The 16,299-nt window shown below is 45.2% G+C and carries 16 protein-coding genes; 10 read left to right on the top strand and 6 right to left on the bottom strand.

Annotation, left to right across the window (positions count from 1 at the left end):
* Positions 1-136: 136 nt before the first annotated feature.
* Positions 137-901: a 4'-phosphopantetheinyl transferase family protein gene (locus BJP34_RS26130; protein ID WP_070394863.1), complete on the bottom strand. Its 765-nt coding sequence runs from the start codon at positions 899-901 to the stop codon at positions 137-139.
* Between the two features lie 236 nt (positions 902-1,137).
* Here BJP34_RS26130 and BJP34_RS26125 point away from each other — a divergent pair, with 236 nt between their 5' ends.
* On the top strand, positions 1,138-4,356 hold the full coding sequence (locus tag BJP34_RS26125) for a phosphoenolpyruvate carboxylase (protein WP_070394862.1): 3,219 nt from the start codon (positions 1,138-1,140) through the stop codon (positions 4,354-4,356).
* Positions 4,357-4,477: 121 nt separating this feature from the next.
* On the opposite strand, the gene BJP34_RS26120 is transcribed toward BJP34_RS26125, so the two are convergent.
* Positions 4,478-5,578, bottom strand: a complete 1,101-nt coding sequence (locus BJP34_RS26120; protein WP_070394861.1) for a serine/threonine-protein kinase — start codon at positions 5,576-5,578, stop codon at positions 4,478-4,480.
* Between the two features lie 165 nt (positions 5,579-5,743).
* Between BJP34_RS26120 and BJP34_RS26115 the strand changes: the two genes are divergently transcribed.
* On the top strand, positions 5,744-6,502 hold the full coding sequence (locus tag BJP34_RS26115) for a DUF561 domain-containing protein (protein WP_149031189.1): 759 nt from the start codon (positions 5,744-5,746) through the stop codon (positions 6,500-6,502).
* Positions 6,503-6,573: 71 nt separating this feature from the next.
* A complete protein-coding gene (locus BJP34_RS26110; protein WP_070394859.1) occupies positions 6,574-6,846 on the top strand; it encodes a hypothetical protein in 273 nt (90 codons plus the stop codon).
* On the opposite strand, the gene BJP34_RS26105 is transcribed toward BJP34_RS26110, so the two are convergent.
* Positions 6,843-7,970 (bottom strand): DegT/DnrJ/EryC1/StrS family aminotransferase, encoded by a 1,128-nt coding sequence (locus BJP34_RS26105; protein WP_070394858.1) that lies wholly within the window; start codon positions 7,968-7,970, stop codon positions 6,843-6,845. The two genes, BJP34_RS26110 and BJP34_RS26105, sit on opposite strands and share 4 nt — an antisense overlap.
* A gap of 110 nt (positions 7,971-8,080) precedes the next feature.
* Complete coding sequence (locus tag BJP34_RS46690; protein WP_202972026.1) at positions 8,081-8,278, bottom strand: hypothetical protein; 198 nt, start codon at positions 8,276-8,278, stop codon at positions 8,081-8,083.
* Between the two features lie 188 nt (positions 8,279-8,466).
* Between BJP34_RS46690 and BJP34_RS26100 the strand changes: the two genes are divergently transcribed.
* On the top strand, positions 8,467-9,246 hold the full coding sequence (locus BJP34_RS26100; RefSeq protein ID WP_083305351.1) for an ABC transporter permease: 780 nt from the start codon (positions 8,467-8,469) through the stop codon (positions 9,244-9,246).
* A gap of 568 nt (positions 9,247-9,814) precedes the next feature.
* On the opposite strand, the gene BJP34_RS26095 is transcribed toward BJP34_RS26100, so the two are convergent.
* Positions 9,815-10,327 (bottom strand): Ycf51 family protein, encoded by a 513-nt coding sequence (locus tag BJP34_RS26095; RefSeq protein ID WP_070394857.1) that lies wholly within the window; start codon positions 10,325-10,327, stop codon positions 9,815-9,817.
* 777 nt (positions 10,328-11,104) lie between these two features.
* Here BJP34_RS26095 and ychF point away from each other — a divergent pair.
* The 6 genes from ychF (at position 11,105) to BJP34_RS26065 (ending at position 15,425) form a co-directional block, all read left to right on the top strand.
* Positions 11,105-12,196: a redox-regulated ATPase YchF gene (gene ychF / locus BJP34_RS26090; RefSeq protein ID WP_070394856.1), complete on the top strand. Its 1,092-nt coding sequence runs from the start codon at positions 11,105-11,107 to the stop codon at positions 12,194-12,196.
* 27 nt (positions 12,197-12,223) lie between these two features.
* On the top strand, positions 12,224-12,580 hold the full coding sequence (locus BJP34_RS26085; RefSeq protein ID WP_070394855.1) for a phage holin family protein: 357 nt from the start codon (positions 12,224-12,226) through the stop codon (positions 12,578-12,580).
* 353 nt (positions 12,581-12,933) lie between these two features.
* Positions 12,934-13,731, top strand: coding sequence for a precorrin-4 C(11)-methyltransferase (gene cobM / locus BJP34_RS26080; RefSeq protein ID WP_070394854.1), 798 nt, complete (start codon positions 12,934-12,936; stop codon positions 13,729-13,731).
* Between the two features lie 37 nt (positions 13,732-13,768).
* Positions 13,769-14,185: a zf-TFIIB domain-containing protein gene (locus tag BJP34_RS26075; RefSeq protein ID WP_070394853.1), complete on the top strand. Its 417-nt coding sequence runs from the start codon at positions 13,769-13,771 to the stop codon at positions 14,183-14,185.
* A gap of 104 nt (positions 14,186-14,289) precedes the next feature.
* Positions 14,290-14,775 (top strand): flavin reductase family protein, encoded by a 486-nt coding sequence (locus tag BJP34_RS26070; protein ID WP_070394852.1) that lies wholly within the window; start codon positions 14,290-14,292, stop codon positions 14,773-14,775.
* A 296-nt stretch (positions 14,776-15,071) separates the two neighbouring features.
* Positions 15,072-15,425: a phenylpyruvate tautomerase MIF-related protein gene (locus tag BJP34_RS26065; protein ID WP_070394851.1), complete on the top strand. Its 354-nt coding sequence runs from the start codon at positions 15,072-15,074 to the stop codon at positions 15,423-15,425.
* 106 nt (positions 15,426-15,531) lie between these two features.
* Here the strand turns inward: BJP34_RS26065 and BJP34_RS26060 are convergent, their stop codons facing one another.
* Positions 15,532-15,948 carry a helix-turn-helix domain-containing protein gene (locus BJP34_RS26060; protein WP_070394850.1) on the bottom strand — a complete coding sequence of 139 codons (417 nt, stop codon included), beginning with the start codon at positions 15,946-15,948 and terminating at the stop codon, positions 15,532-15,534.
* Positions 15,949-16,299 lie beyond the last annotated feature (351 nt).

Below are 16,299 nucleotides of genomic sequence, written 5' to 3'. Positions count from 1 at the left end.
TCGCGCTTTGCATCAAGACAGGGTAATTATCCCGACATGATATAAGCGATCGCATTCCGATGCAAAGTACTTGGTCTGGTTCAGTTATGATTAACCAGTTACTATTACGTACGGGCTAATTTCCCCCTACACCTGATCAGCCCACACCCCAACCAGGGACTGATTGCTCGGTGTAATCAAAACAACTTAACTGCCAATCTTTTCTTTCGACAACCAACGAGGCAAAGTAACCAGGCGCAGGCGTTAAACCAGCGATAGACCAAGGGTAAACTGCCTGAGGGTCTTTGTTGATGCTCAGCAAGGCAGTCGGTTCAGCTGGATTTACAGAAACTTCGACCTGTTCCAAGCCAGCTAGTCCTTCACCAATAGCTTTGAGATAGGCTTCCTTACTCGTCCATCCCTGGAAAAATGCCTTGTGCTTTTGCTCTTGAGACACAGAACAAATCACGGCATACTCTTGGGGGGAAAAGAAACGTTGAGCGAGTTGCTCAGCATCTGGCATTGGTCGCAGATATTCTAGGTCAACGCCAATGCGCTGCTCTCGGGTAATAGCATACAGAATTAGTCCATGAGAGTGAGATACATTAAAACGGAGTCTTCTGCCCCCAGAGGTTTCCTTGAGTGCTGGCTTACCACGCTTTCCATAACAAAACTCCACTTGGCGTGGGTTCATGCCCAAATAGCGACCCAAGATTTGGCGCAGAAGACCCCGACCTGCTATAAAATGCTTCCGATCCCGCTCAAAGTAAAATCGCTCAGCTCTTTGGTGCTCGTCCTCAGAAAGAGTGGTTGCCAATTTCTCAATCAATACTCCACTCAGCTCCAACTGCGCACGCCAGAGATGGACATCATGGTTAAATAGTTGCAAATCTGTTGGGGGAAGTAGCCACACTGGGGTCATGGTTCAAGAAAAACTTATAAACATTAGTAGTTTCACAGGTATACCCAATAGTCAAATTTCATAAATTTAATGATTTTTACAGATACTCAACAAGTTGGCTTAGTATTAAAGTTAATGTAAAGATGTTAAGCTTTCGTGACCTTTCCCAAGAAATTTAAATTCTTGTTCCTTAATTACTCCAAAGAACCTCAAACCCGTAAAATAGATCAGCTTTGTATAGGGAATAGATAGAGCCTATGAGTTTTTTCCCATCTCCATCTAATCAAGATTCAACCTTCCCGGCTACCTCTGACCTGTTTCTGCGCCATCGACTTAAAATTGTAGAGGATTTGTGGGAATCTGTTCTCCTATCTGAATGTGGTCAGGAACTCGTTGATTTACTCAAGCAACTGCGGGAATTGTGTTCTCCAGAAGGACAAGCGACTGAAGATCCTCAATCCTCAGTTGCTGATTTAATCCAACAGCTTGACCTTAACGAGGCTATCCGGGCATCACGAGCGTTTGCTCTTTACTTTCAGCTGATCAATATTGTCGAACAACATTATGAACAGCGAAATCAACAACTCTCAAGACGCCGTTCCTACCGAAGAAGCACTGAACCCGAGTTAACCCCCTTCAGCGAAGGTATTTTAACAAAAAATGGTAATTCGTCTTTCTCAACTGTGACAACAGTTGAGAAAGAGGTGGAAATAGGCAATGAGGGGACTCAACCAGGGGGTGCCGTTAGCAATGTTATCGAAAAGAGCCACCAAGAAAACCAAGGATCCGAAAGAAAATTAGGACTGCTAGATTGGCTATTTCCCCACTTGCACAAGCAGAATGTTCCACCTGGTCAAATTCAGAGGCTGATTGACAATCTTGATATTCGCTTGGTTTTCACTGCTCACCCCACAGAAATCGTCCGTCGTACCATTCGGGGTAAACAGCGACGGATGGCTAAGATTCTGGAACAATTAGACCAAGCGGAGCAAACCTATGGTACCTTGGGAATCACTTCCTCCTGGGAGGTGACTGAATGTAGCCAAAAGCTTATGGAAGAAATTCGCCTCTGGTGGCGCACGGATGAGCTACATCAGTTTAAGCCGGGAGTACTTGATGAGGTAGATTACACTCTTCACTACTTCCACGAAGTACTGTTTGATACTATACCCCAATTGTATAGTCGCTTCAAGCAAGCGTTGAAGGGTTCATTCCCCTGGCTGAACCCACCAGCTAAGAACTTCTGTCATTTTGGCTCTTGGGTGGGCTCAGACCGGGATGGTAATCCTTTTGTGACTCCCCAAATTACCTGGCAAACTGCCTGCTATCAACGAGATTTGGTGCTGGGTAAATATATAAATGAAGTTAGCCATCTAACCGAATTATTGAGTCTGTCGTTGCACTGGTGTGATGTGCTACCGGAACTGTTGGACTCTCTAGAACAAGACCGCTCTCAATTGCCAGAGGTTTACGAACAGCTGGCCATTCGCTATCGGCAAGAACCCTATCGACTTAAACTGACCTACGTTAAGCAAAAACTGGAAAATACCCGTGAGCGAAACCAACAGCTTGCCAATGGTATGCCTGTACCAGATGAGATGGCTAATGGTAAAAGCTGGAGTTTTTACCGCTCTGGAGAAGAATTCTTGGCAGAACTAAAGCTGATTGAGAGTAATCTGGTGGAAACTGGGTTGAACTGTCGTGAGTTAGACAATTTAATCTGTCAGGTGGAAATTTATGGCTTTTACCTAGCTCACCTAGATATTCGCCAGGAAAGTTCTCGCCACTCAGAAGCCCTCAGTGAAATTGCTGAGTACCTGCAAGTTTTGCCTAAGCCCTACAACTTGCTATCGGAATCCGAAGCATGCTTGTGGTTAACCGCTGAGTTGCGAACCCGACGTCCATTAATCCCAACAGAACTGCCATTTTCGGAAAAAACCTGCGAGACTATCGAAACCTTCCGGATGGTGCGGCAGCTGCAACAAGAGTTTGGTCCCCAAATCTGCCAAACCTACATCATCAGCATGAGTCATACGGCCAGCGATTTGTTAGAAGTCCTCTTGTTGGCGAAGGAAGCTGGTTTGTATGACCCGGCCACTGGTCAGGGAACCATTCGCGTGGTGCCACTGTTTGAAACAGTGGAAGACCTTAAGCGTGCTCCAGCAGTGATGAAATCCCTGTTTGAGCTACCCTTGTATCGTGCTAGTTTGGCTGGTGGATATCAACAGTGGCAGGTTAGCCCAAATAACCGTCAACTAAATAACCTACCCTACTCGAACGCCAAAGCTGAACAATCAAATAACCCTGGCCTTAAGGCCGTAGGCCACGCTGCGCGAACGGCCACGCTACGGGAACAAGCTTTAACCTCTCCTAACTTACAAGAGGTAATGCTCGGCTACTCCGACAGTAACAAAGATTCTGGGTTCCTCAGTAGCAACTGGGAAATCCACAAAGCTCAGAAAGCCTTAGAGCACGTGGCCCAAGAGTACGGTATTGTTTTACGGATCTTCCATGGTCGTGGTGGTTCAGTGGGTCGTGGTGGTGGCCCATCTTATGAAGCTATCCTGGCGCAACCGGGTCGCAGTATCAATGGCCGAATCAAAATTACCGAACAGGGGGAAGTCCTTGCTTCTAGGTACTCTCTTCCAGGACTAGCGCTCTATCATCTCGAAACAATAGCGACAGCAGTGATTCAAGCTAGCTTACTCAATAATGGCTTTGATGATATCCAGCCCTGGAATGAAATTATGGAGGAGTTAGCTCAGACCTCCCGTACCCATTACCGAGCTCTGATTCACGAGCAACCAGATCTGGTAGATTTCTTCCATCAAGTGACACCGATTCAAGAAATTAGCCAGTTGCAAATTAGTTCTCGACCTGCACGGCGTAAATCAGGGAAGAAGGATTTAAGCAGTCTGCGGGCAATTCCTTGGGTCTTTAGCTGGACTCAAAGCCGCTTCTTGCTACCGAGCTGGTACGGTGTTGGCACTGCACTACAAAGCTTTGTCGATCAGGATCCAGAGGAGAATATCAACCTATTGCGCTGTTTCTACTCAAAATGGCCCTTCTTCAAAATGGTTATTTCCAAAGTAGAGATGACCTTAGCCAAGGTGGATTTACAAATTGCTCACCACTATCTCAAGGAACTTTCAAACCCTGAAGACCTGGAACGCTTCGAGCATTTGTTTGAGCAAATTGCTAAGGAATTTAACCTTACCTGCAATTTAGTCCTGACGATCACAGGACACCAAACACTGCTAGATGGCGACCCAAATTTACAACGGTCTGTACAGTTGCGTAATGGTACCATCGTTCCCTTAGGATTTTTACAGGTATCTTTGCTCAAACGCCTGCGTCAACATAGCAACCAGGTAACATTGGGTGTGGTTCAATCCCGGTATAGTAAGGGAGAGTTACTACGAGGAGCCTTATTGACGATCAACGGTATTGCTGCTGGCATGCGTAATACTGGCTGACCTGTAAAGAATTGAAAATGAAGGATGAAGGATGAAGGATGAAGGATGAAAAACGAACCAATGGCGAAGTTATTCGCTGTCAGTCTTTTTTGTCCGGAATCCTTGTAATTGCCAATTTAGCCTAATGATTAAATAGATGTTCAACTCTGTTGATATCCTTGTGGCGGTGTTTGGCTTGCATCCTTTGTTTCCATTTTCGAATCTCGATCGCAGTTTTTTCTGTAGGAGGCGTATATTTCTGAATTTTACCGGTGTCTTGCTTTTCCTGTCGTTGGTGTTGATTAGCTTGAGGTTGAATAACTAGAAACTCGGCAAGATTCTCTTGAAGTAATTTATTATCCAAGGCTCTTAGGATCGCTCTTGCGTTTGAATAACGCTCTTTGAGGGAAATAGCTAGCATTCTGTTGAGAATATTAGCAAAGGAATCACTCAAGTCCAATGCTTTACGCCACCTCAGTTCACCAGTTTGGCGATCGCTCTGAAATTGTAGGGGGGCTTTTCCAGTGAGTAGGTAAAGACAGGTAACCCCTAGGGAATAAAGATCACTACTATACACGGGTCGTAGAGTAAACTGTTCCGGTGGAGCAAATCCTACCGTACCGATGAAATGGGTAGTTTGGTTTCTGACACTGCTATCTGATGCTTGGGCAATTAACTCCTTAACTGCCCCAAAATCAATTAGTACCAATCGACCATCATCATTAGAAAGAATAATATTCTGAGGTTTGATATCGCGATGTATTACTCCATGGTCATGGATGTACTGCAATAACGGTAGTATGTCTCGCAGAAAACGTTTAACGGCTCCTGGGGATAAGCAACCAGAACGCCTGACCAACCTAGCTAGGGTAATGCCTCGAATGTACTCTTGAACCAAGTAGAATTCTCCATCGTCTACGAAATAATCGAGCAGCATCGGGATTTGGGGGTGAGTCCCCAGTTTGTTCAAAATTTTTGCTTCTCTCTCAAACCGCTGACGAGCGTTATGTAATGCTTTTGGATCACTGAATTTGGGACGAAGTTGCTTGATGACACAAAACGGCTGACCCGGTAAGGATGTATCTTTGGCTAAAAAGGTGACACCGAAACCACCTCGACCAATCATCCGTAACACTTCATAGCGATCGCGAAACAGCTGCTTTTTGCCACAAAGCTGACCTAACTCGGTATTCTTTAAGACATCACTGTGAAAATGAGATAGCTTGACTTGCGGGAAATTCATTTATTTGTATATAGAAGGAGTAGCCATCAGCACCGATATGCTTTTAGTTTAGGCAAAAATATAGGGGTTTGGATGAATTCTTCAGAGAGAAAAAAAATTTCCTACAGTTAATTAAAAATTAGGTAAAGTTGGTTGATAATACAGGGGTAAACAGAAAATATCACTATGCATCACACACTAAACGAAGCCTTAGACCAAGGTCGTTGCCTGAAAGTAATTAGTGGCTTAAATACTTTTGATCCCCAGAAAGTTGCTGCTGTAGTCAAAGCAGCTTCACGGGGTGGAGCGACTTTTGTCGATATTGCCGCCTCCCCCGATCTAGTCAGGTTAGCACGAGGGTTAACGGATTTACCAATTTGTGTTTCTGCTGTAGAACCAAAGCAGTTTGTTATTGCTATCCAAGCTGGCGCTGATCTGATTGAAATTGGTAACTTTGATAGCTTTTATGCTCAGGGGAAGTGGTTTGATGCTTCCGACGTATTGGCACTGACCATTGAAACCCGTAAATTACTACCCAATATAAGCTTATCAGTAACTGTTCCCCACATTCTAAAGTTAGATCAGCAAGTAGAACTAGCGGCAGAATTAGTCAAAGCAGGAGCCGATATTATTCAAACTGAAGGGGGTACCAGCAGTAACCCTCGCTCCGCTGGCACCTTGGGTTTAATTGAAAAAGCAGCACCAACCTTAGCAGCTGCCTATGAAATTTCTCGTGCTGTGTCAGTACCAGTGTTGTGTGCTTCCGGATTATCCAGTGTGACCGTTCCCATGGCCATTGCTGCTGGTGCTGCTGGTGTTGGCGTTGGTTCCGCTATCAATCAGTTAGATAGCGAAGTGGCCATGGTAGCAGCGGTTCGCAGCTTGGTAGAATCCCTGGAAGGGGTCAAGGGTGAAGGGTTGAAGGTTGAACGGTTGAAGGGTTGAAGGGTTTAAGGTTGAAGGGTTGAAGGTTTGAAGGGTTGAAGGTTGAAGGTTGAACGCGCACGGGTGGCCTTTTGGCCAAGGTTGCATGCTTGAAAACTAGTCTTCTAACCTTAAACCTGTTAACTTTCAACCTATTAACCTTGGCCTTTGGCCACGCGATCGCGTTCAACCTATTAACCTTCAACCTGTTAACCTTGGCCTTTGGCCACGCGATCGCGTTCAACCTGTTAACCTTCAACCTATTAACCTTCAACCTTGGCCTATTGGCCACGCGATCGCGTTCAACCATCAACCTGTTAACCATCAACCTGTTAACCATCAACCTGTTAACCTTCAACCTTTAAACTACACAATCCTTCAATCCATAAACTACCTGTTGCTGTTCTTCAACGGTAAGTTCTGGGAACATTGGCAAGGACAATACTTGATGGCAGACTTGCTCAGCAACTGGAAACTGACCGATTTGATAGCCTAAGTCTTTGTAAACTGGCTGCAAGTGTAATGGCAGGGGGTAATAGACCATAGAACTAATACCTGCCTGCTTTAATTTTTGGCGTACCTCGTCCCGATAGTTGCTATTGCTGCTATCTTGAGTTAGGCGAATGGTGTACTGGTTCCAGACGGAGTGTCCCCCAGGGGTTTCCCGAGGCCGCATGATCTCAGGTAATGGCTCCAATAACTGGTGATACCGGCTTGCTACCTGGCGACGGGCATTGTTCCAACCATCGAGATAGGGTAGCTTTACGTTAAGAATAGCGGCTTGTAAGGCATCTAAACGGCTGTTGATGCCATTGACTTCATGGTAATAGCCCGAGCATCTTCCGTGGTCTCGCAGCATCCGTATTGATGCCGCAACAGTTTTGTCATTAGTAGTTACCGCACCACCATCGCCACAGGTTCCCAGATTCTTGGTGGGATAGAAGCTAAAGCAACCAATATGCCCAATACTGCCAACTTTTTTTCCCACCCATTCAGCACCAGTCCCTTGGGCGCAGTCTTCAATTACTGCAAGACAATGAGTCTTGGCGATATCCATCACACCAGTCATATCCACTGGCTGTCCGAATAGGTGAACTGGTATAATTGCTCTAGTATTATGGGTAATCGCTTTTTCAATCTGATTGAGATCGATATTAAAGGTTTCGGCATTGATATCGACAAAGACTGGAGTAGCACCAACTTCAGCAATTACCTCAGCGGTAGCGATGAAGGTGAAGGGTGTGGTAATTACCTCATCACCAGGTCCGATATCTAAAGCTCGCAAGGCGAGATAGAGAGCGTCTGTACCAGAGTTACATGCAATGCATTCCAGGGTACCGGTGTAAGCGGCAAACTGTTGCTCAAAGTGCTCTACCACTGGACCACCAATATAACGTCCAGAGGAAAGAACGTCACCGACAGCAGCACTGATTTGTTCTCCAATAACTTGGTACTGCCGTTTTAAGTCAAGAGGGGGTATAGTATTCACTTGTTCCTCACACCTTTAATTGATTTTAATTAAAACAGAATTTTTGGCAAAAAGGGTTCAAATTTAACCTGTAGCTTAATTTTCACTGCTGGCCTTGAAGGTTTGAAAGTTTAAGGTTTGAAGGTTGAAGGTTGAAGGTTGAAAATTGAAGGTTGAACGCGATCGCGTGGCCAATAGGCCAAGGTTGAAGGTTGAAGGTTGAAGGTTGAAGGTTGAACGCGCACGGGTGGCCTTTTGGCGAAGGTTTGAAGCTGGGATGGTGAGATGGTGGATGCTTCAAAACTAGTCTGATAACTTTCAACCTTCAACCTATTAACCTTGGCCTTGGCCTATTGGCCACGCGGGGCGCGTTTGGCCACGCGTGCGCGTTCAACCTGTTAACTTTAAAGCTGTATACCTTAAACCTGTATACCTTCAACCTGTTAACTTTCAACTGCCATAACAATTAACAGACGATCTGAGACAATAGATTAAAACAAGTTAGCTGTGGTGGCTGGTGGATTCTTTAATTGAACTCGATCTGAGCGATTTAGCGTGGGGATTGGGCATGATGGCGATCGCAATTGGTTTATCCAGCTGGCAAAGGCTGGGTTTGGAAGTTGAACTAGCGATCGCAACTGGCCGAACTATCGTGCAACTCATTGTTGTGGGATATGTACTGGCTGTGATTTTTGCCTTAGATCACCCGATCCCTGTTTTAGCTATCTTAATGGTAATGCTGACTATTGGTACGATTACTGCCCGCAATCGGATTAGTAACCACAAGATACCGAGACTGTTACCAATAGTATTCAGTTCCCTGTTCTTCAGTACAGCATTGACGTTAATCTATACAAATCTATTGATGATTCAACCAGAACCTTGGTATGCACCCCAGTACCTGATTCCCTTAGGAGGTATTGTGCTGGGCAATGCCATGAATGGGGCTGCGATCGCAGGGGAACGCCTAGTTAGCACCATTAGCAATAGCACTCTGGAAATCGAAACCCATTTGAGCTTAGGTGCAACGGGACAACAAGCAGTAGCCGGTTACCGTAAGGATGCGATTCGGGCTGGGTTGATTCCTACTCTTAACTCCATGATGGTAGTGGGACTGGTGACCTTACCGGGAATCATCACAGGTCAATTGTTAAGTGGTATTGATCCCTTGAATGCTGCTTCCTATCAGATATTAATTATGTTTATGCTCGCATTTACCAATTTGATCGCAACCTTATTGATAACCTATGGGTTGACACGGCAATTTTTTAATCAGTCTGAGCAGTTAACCATATAGCAGTTATCAATTGGGTGAGGTACACAGTCCCATGTTTTAGGGAGTAGGGAGTAGGGAGTAGGGAGTAGCTCACAGGGGTAGGTTTTTTACATTAAGGTCAAACATGGGGCGACCCAGAGGGAGAGGAAAAGGAAAACAACGAAAAAGCGGTGCAGCGCGGCCAAAGGGGGTTTCCCCCGGAAACCAAACCTGATTACGTTGAGCCTTTATGGTTGGTAGGCTATGCATAAAAGGGTTAAAACTTATTGATTAGCGTGATTTGCGCCTTCATGCGGGGGTTTCCCCCACTCGCGCTTTGCATGGCTGACAAGGCGAGCCTGTCTTACGGTAACTTCTAACCACTCGCGCTTGGGATCAAGACAATGATGATTTTTAGCGATGCAGCGCCTTCATGCGGGGGTTTCCCCCATCAGCGACTGCATCAAGACAACGACAAATTAAGTACATTTTCTTATGCCCCACACCCCACACCCGGTCCCCCTACACCCCACACCTGAGGTCTTTGTAAAAAACCTACCCTTATGAGGTAGGGAGTAGGGGCAAGAGAATTGAGTGTACCTCATACCGATCACTCTTGAGGCAATTGAGCAAATTCTTGGGAATAGACTTCAATCACCATATCTGGATCATCACGCTCAGCAAGCGATCGCATAACCTGACCCAACAATACCGGCTTGGATACACCAGCTTCGGGATGGATTATCGTCCGGGCTCGAATCGTTAACTGGTTATTTGCGCCACCGAGGCGTCCATAGGAATAAAAATTACTAGCAGCTTGGCGCAGTGTCGCTTCTACTTCCGACTCTGTAGCAGTAGGGGACAAAGCAATCACTGTTTGGTTGCCACCATTATCGTAGACTACAGTATATCGGATTGCCCCTGGAATGGTAGTACGGGTAAACGGTACTAAGGATAACGAGAAAAAGCTAGCTGTTAGCACTAGCATAAACCCAGTGACTCCTACCAGACGAAACCGGAGTCCCCATTTGAAGATAAAACCGAGTATAGCAATCAAGCCACAGGCTAAAGTCAGAATACCTGCCCATTGAGTGTAGATCAGAAAATCAGCTGTTGTTGGCATAGTTTAGAGAGTTGGTAATTTGACTTGTGAACATACTCCCGCTTTGGAAAGGCAAGAGGCAATAGGCATGCTAGCAATAGGCAAGAGTTAATCAACTATATAAGGATTTCAGGATTTTTGGCCGCCCTGCATCTTAAAGTAGGGTGGGCAAAGTAATATTATCTAGAATACTCACCCATAACCAAACTGTTTTTGCCCACCATACAAGCTGTTCCAACTAGATTAGCCTCTAGATTCGGGAGCATCCTATTTTTGCACATAACACTTTCAATAAGCTTTTGAATCTCTAGTCAAAAAATACCAACCAATTCAATTAGTGTAGGCAAAGTAATATTATCTATAATACTCACGCATAACCAAAAAGTTTTTGCCGATGCTACAAGCTTAATAAAGTGTTTACCAATCGCAGTAATCCAGAAACAGTCTAAATGTTCCGGGTCACGAACACTATTATAACCTGCCACACCAAAGGCAAATTATAACTGATAAAAGACTCTACAAGCTGCTACTATATGTTGCTTACGACTATCACGTTCCTCTTCAAAATACGTAAATTGATATGGTTTAGTAATAGCCCTCAGTAGTGTATTTGTAACCGGTTGATTTGAGACCATTATAGACCAATATAGACCATTTATAAAGTAAAATTTATAAAGTAAAATTATAAAGTAAAAACAAAGGAGATAAGGGATAATTGTTACAACAGTAGAACAACTGGCCGATCAGTTCAATTTTCTATTGCCCATTGTCCATTTTAAAGTACTATAATATACTGCTATGCTAAGAGCCGGAATTGTTGGACTGCCTAATGTAGGCAAATCAACCTTATTTAATGCCCTAGTTGCCAATGCCAAGGCAGATGCTGCTAATTTTCCCTTTTGTACCATTGAGCCGAATGTTGGTGTAGTTGCTGTGCCAGATCAGCGGTTGCAGGTTCTGGCAAAGATTTCTGAATCTCAGAAAATCGTGCCAACTCGGATTGAGTTTGTGGATATTGCTGGTTTAGTCAAGGGAGCCAGTAAAGGGGAAGGCTTAGGTAACCAGTTTTTAGCCAATATCCGAGAAGTCGATGCAATTGTCCATGTGGTGCGCTGCTTTGATGATGATGACATCATCCATGTTTCCGGCTCCGTTGACCCAGCTCGGGATATTGAAGTAATTAATCTAGAATTAGCCTTAGCGGATTTAGGGCAAGTTGAACGCCGGATTGAGCGTACCCGGAAGCAAGCTCGTAGTAACAAAGATGCCAAGATGGAACTTGATGTCTTGGAAACCTTGAGCGCTGGGTTGAATGAAGGCAAATTAGTGCGCCAGATTAGTTTAACAGAAGAAGAAGCCGAGTCAGTCATGCAATTGGGATTACTGACCAGTAAGCCAGTCATCTATGCCGCTAATGTATCTGAAGATGACTTAGCTACTGGTAATGACTGGGTCGAGCAAGTGCGACAAATTGCTGCTAAAGAAGATGCTCAAGTGGTAGTGGTTTCTGCTCAAGTAGAGTCAGAACTAATTGAGTTACCTGAAGAAGAGCGAGAGGATTTTCTTCAGTCCCTTGGTGTGGAAGAAGGGGGATTAAAATCTTTGATTGGCGCTACCTATGAATTGTTGGGCTTACGTACTTTTCTCACCACTGGTCCCCAGGAAACCCGAGCCTGGACTATTACTGCTGGTATGAAAGCGCCCCAAGCGGCTGGGGTAATTCACACGGATTTTGAGCGAGGCTTTATTCGAGCAGAAACCATTGGTTATGGGGATTTGGTAGCTTCTGGGGCGATGACGGCTGCTAAGGAAAAAGGGTTAGTTCGCTCAGAAGGTAAAGATTATGTTGTGCAAGAGGGAGATGTGATGCTTTTCCGCTTTAATGTTTAAGTAGTGGTGCTCTAGGGGGTTATACCCATGGATATTGTTAGTCTTTTAATTGCATGTTTCGTTACTGCCGTCAGTTTGTTGATCATTTCCAAACTCCCAACTGGTGTCGAGATTGATAGTTTTGGGAAAGCATTGGTTTCAGCAGTGGTGTTCGGCATTCTCAATGCCCTATTGAAAACAATCCTGGATGTTTTAGCTCTTCCTATTACTATCTTGACTCTTGGGGTTTTTGCCGTGGTGGTCAATGCCATTATTTTTGGCTTAGCCGCTTCTTTGGTAACGGGATTCCGACTGCGCTGGGGATTTTGGAGCGCTTTGATTGGCTCAATTGCCCTTGGTTTCGCTAATTCCTTGATCTATAAGGTGCTCGGAACCTTGGGTTGATTGTTGATCACTAACAGCTAAACAGACAGGTAAAAGACAGATAACCATTCAGCTTATGCGGGTAGCGCATAAGCTGAATGGTGAATGCTTAGACAGACAGGTAAACACAACAGGGGAAAAGGAGAAAAAAACTCTAAGTCCTTCCCTTTTAAGCACTACACGGATATACAAACAGCCAAGATACACCGATAACAAATGACTATCTGATCCGTGCATCTAGGTTAAATCCGTGTAGTTTTCGTTTGTCTTGAAATATCAACCCCCGAGCCCTGCACTCCCTACTTCCCTACTTCCCTACTTCCCTACTCCCTACTCCCTACGACTTTATACCTTACCCAATTGAGAACTACTATATGAATTCAATCGCACCAGCGGTCTACATCATCGGTGCTGGACCAGGCGCTCCAGACTTATTAACTGTCAAAGCCTTGAAAATCCTCCAAAAGGCAGATGTTATTATAGTGGCAGATTCTCTAGTGCCCAAACAGATGTTAGAGAGTGTTCGTGCTGATGCCGAAATTATTCGCTCTGGCAACAAAACCCTAGAAGAGATTGTGCCACTGATGATTGAACGAGTGCGATCGCATAAATCTGTGGTCAGGCTACACTCAGGAGATTTGACTCTATATAGTGCTATCCACGAGCAAATGCAAGCTCTAAAGGAAGCCTCTATTCCCTTTGAACTTATCCCAGGTATCAGCGCCTTTCAAGCAGCAGCAGCACAACTTGGTGTTGAGCTAACTATACCAGGATTAGTACAAACGATTATCCTGACCCGGATTAGTGGTCGTGCAACTGCCGTGCCCGACTCAGAGGAATTAGCATCCCTAGCTGCCCATCAAGCTAGTCTGTGCCTCTATCTGAGTGCTCGTCATGTAGAAGCCGCTCAAGCCAAACTCTTAAAACACTATTCTGCTGATACACCAGTAGCGGTTTGCTTCCGCATTGGTTGGCCAGATGAAAAAATCTGGCTAGTTGACCTTGACAAAATGGCAGCAACTACTCATGAGCACAATTTAATTCGGACAACCCTTTACTTAATCAGTCCGGCACTAAAAACGGCTTTAAACCCTGATAGCCTTAAAACCCGTTCCCGTCTCTATCATCCTGAACACTCCCACCTCTTTCGTCCTCACCCCTCTATTGTGTAAACTATAACTAAGGTTAGGTTAATTTTTGTGTGGAAGTGTGAAGCAACTTAATTGCCCAAAGTGTAAAGGAACATTAGAGCCAGTTACCTGCCATGACATTGAAGTAGACCGTTGTGTCAACTGCAAAGGCATTTGGTTTGATTCCCTCGAAGCAGAAATACTCAAAAAGGTTAAAGGTTCTGAGAGTCTAGATATTGGAGACCCGGAAATTGGCTCTGAGCTCAATAAGATCAATGATGATATTTGCTGTCCCCGCTGTGGAGCCAAAATGATCCGGATGCTTGATATTGATGAGTACAGCATCTGGTACGAAAAATGTTTTGAATGCCACGGGGTTTGGCTAGATGCTGGGGAATTCAGGCAGTATAAGCATAATTTTCAGCCCAGAGGTGTTCTACATCGAGTTAAGCGCATGTTTAGACCCCAAAAGGACATCCCCAATCCTGTCTTTTAAACACCAAAATTTTGTACACTAATTGCCATTGACCGTTCGTGCAGCGTGGGGCTTTGCCAAAAAGTCACGCTACGCGAACGCTAAAAAGTATCGGAGAAAGACTCGTGTTAGACGAACAAGCAAAAAAGACCATGCTGCGCAAAATTCCCCATGGTTTATATATCTGTGGGGTCAGGGATGGTGAAGAAACAATCAACGGCTTCACGGTCAGCTGGGTGATGCAGTCTTCCTTCAAACCGCCACTAATCGTTAACTGTGTTAAACAAGACTCTGGCTCCCACGGCATCATTAAGAAAACAGAAGTATTTGCCCTAAGCTTCCTCGATAGTGGGCAAAAAGATATGGCAGCAAAATTTTTCAAACCCCAAAGTCGCGTTGGTAATAAGTTTGCTGATGTAGAATTTTACTTCGGAAAAGTAACTGGTTGTCCGATTATTTCTGACTCCCTCGGTTATGTAGAATGCCAGGTCAGAGCGGCTGTGGAAGAAGGCGATCACACGGTCTTTGTTGCTGAAGTCGTTGGTGCTGGCATTCATCGGGAAGGAGATCAGTTGTTACTGGAAACCACTGGTTGGCAGTATGGCGGTTAGAGATTGTAAGCTATCAGCGGTCAGTGGTCAGCTATCAGCTTAAGCGCTACGCGCACGCTACGCGAACAGCTATCAGTTATCAGTTATCAGCTATCAGCTATCAGCTAATGGGCTACATCACAGGCTAGAAGCCTGTGCCACGCCCTGTAACGCAGCACCTTTGGACCCGCTATCAGTTATCAGCTTTGGGTCAGTTGCCAACAGCTGACCACTGACCACTGACCACTGACCACTGACCGCTGACCGCTTAACATTTCAACTGTTCAAAACCTGAACTAGAGTGTGATATCAAAACTATGCCGCTAATTAAAGTTCAAACTTCCATTGATGCTCCAGAATCAGCAGCGGTTGAAGGGTTGCTGAAAAGCCTGTCAGGAAAACTAGCCGAGCATGTGGGGAAACCAGAAGCTTATGTGATGACAGCGTTTGAGCCTGGTGTGGCTATGACGTTTGCTGGTAGCTTTGACCCAGTTTGCTATGTGGAAATTAAAAATATTGGCACCATGAAGCCTACTCAAACTAAGGCCATGAGTCAGGATTTTTGCAAAACGATTAATGAGACATTGGGTGTAGCACTTAACCGAATTTATATTGAATTTGCTGATGCCCAGAGACATATGTGGGGGTGGAATGGGTCAACGTTTGGTTAGGGAGTAGGGAGTAGGGAGCAGGGAGCAGGGAACAAGTGGTGTGGTTTCCACCATGAGCGACTCCTATCTTTCAAGTGCGGGAGATTTCAAGCACACTGTTGGCCGCTCAGCTCACCTTAAAGTCAGAAATCGTCTCAATCCATACCCGTGCTCCACAGTGTAGGGGATTATCCGGGCGATACATGACCCGACAAGGGCCATTGACTTCTACGGTATGACCGTAAGTGTTTTTAGAGCCTCGTTTGACAGTAATCACCGGATTCCGTTCGCCGGTGTTGTGATTTTGGCGAATAACTTTCTGGTTCACGTGGATCACAGCCTTAGTGTAATTTGTACGCTTTGACCAATTCCGCTTTGGTCCACGAGTGCCAGGGGTAACCACGGGCATGCCATCAAATAAGGGAATCACCCAAGTTCTACCGACCTTATAAGCACCTTTAACTCTGCCCTTGCTCAACAGGAAACGGACGCGAGTGGCAGAGATACCTAGTAATTCAGCGGCTTGTGCGGTAGAAATCATCATGGCGAAAAACCGTTGTGTTTACGATACTAATTATGTTAACACGATTTTTTAAAAGATGCCAGGGGTGATGTGGGTTATCTGGGTGTTTAAAAAACTATTGCATTAACGCCAGGGGTGATGTGGGTTATCTGGGTGTTTAAAAAAACTATTGCATTCTCACAAGGGGTGATGTGGGTTATCTGGGTGTTTAAAAAAACTATTGCATTCTCACAATTTCTTGGGTGGTGCGTTACGGGGCGGCTTCAGGCGCGAAGAGGTAGAACATCAACCAAGCCCGCCCCTAACACACCCTACGCAACGATCACAAGTCTTTGGGTGGTGCGTTACGGGGCGGCTTCAGGCGCTAAGAGG

The sequence above is a fragment of the Moorena producens PAL-8-15-08-1 genome, assembly GCF_001767235.1.
GTDB classification, from domain to species: Bacteria; Cyanobacteriota; Cyanobacteriia; order Cyanobacteriales; family Coleofasciculaceae; genus Moorena; species Moorena producens_A.
Note: the sequence above shows the minus strand (reverse complement) of the source record. Positions and strands in the feature narration are given on the sequence as shown.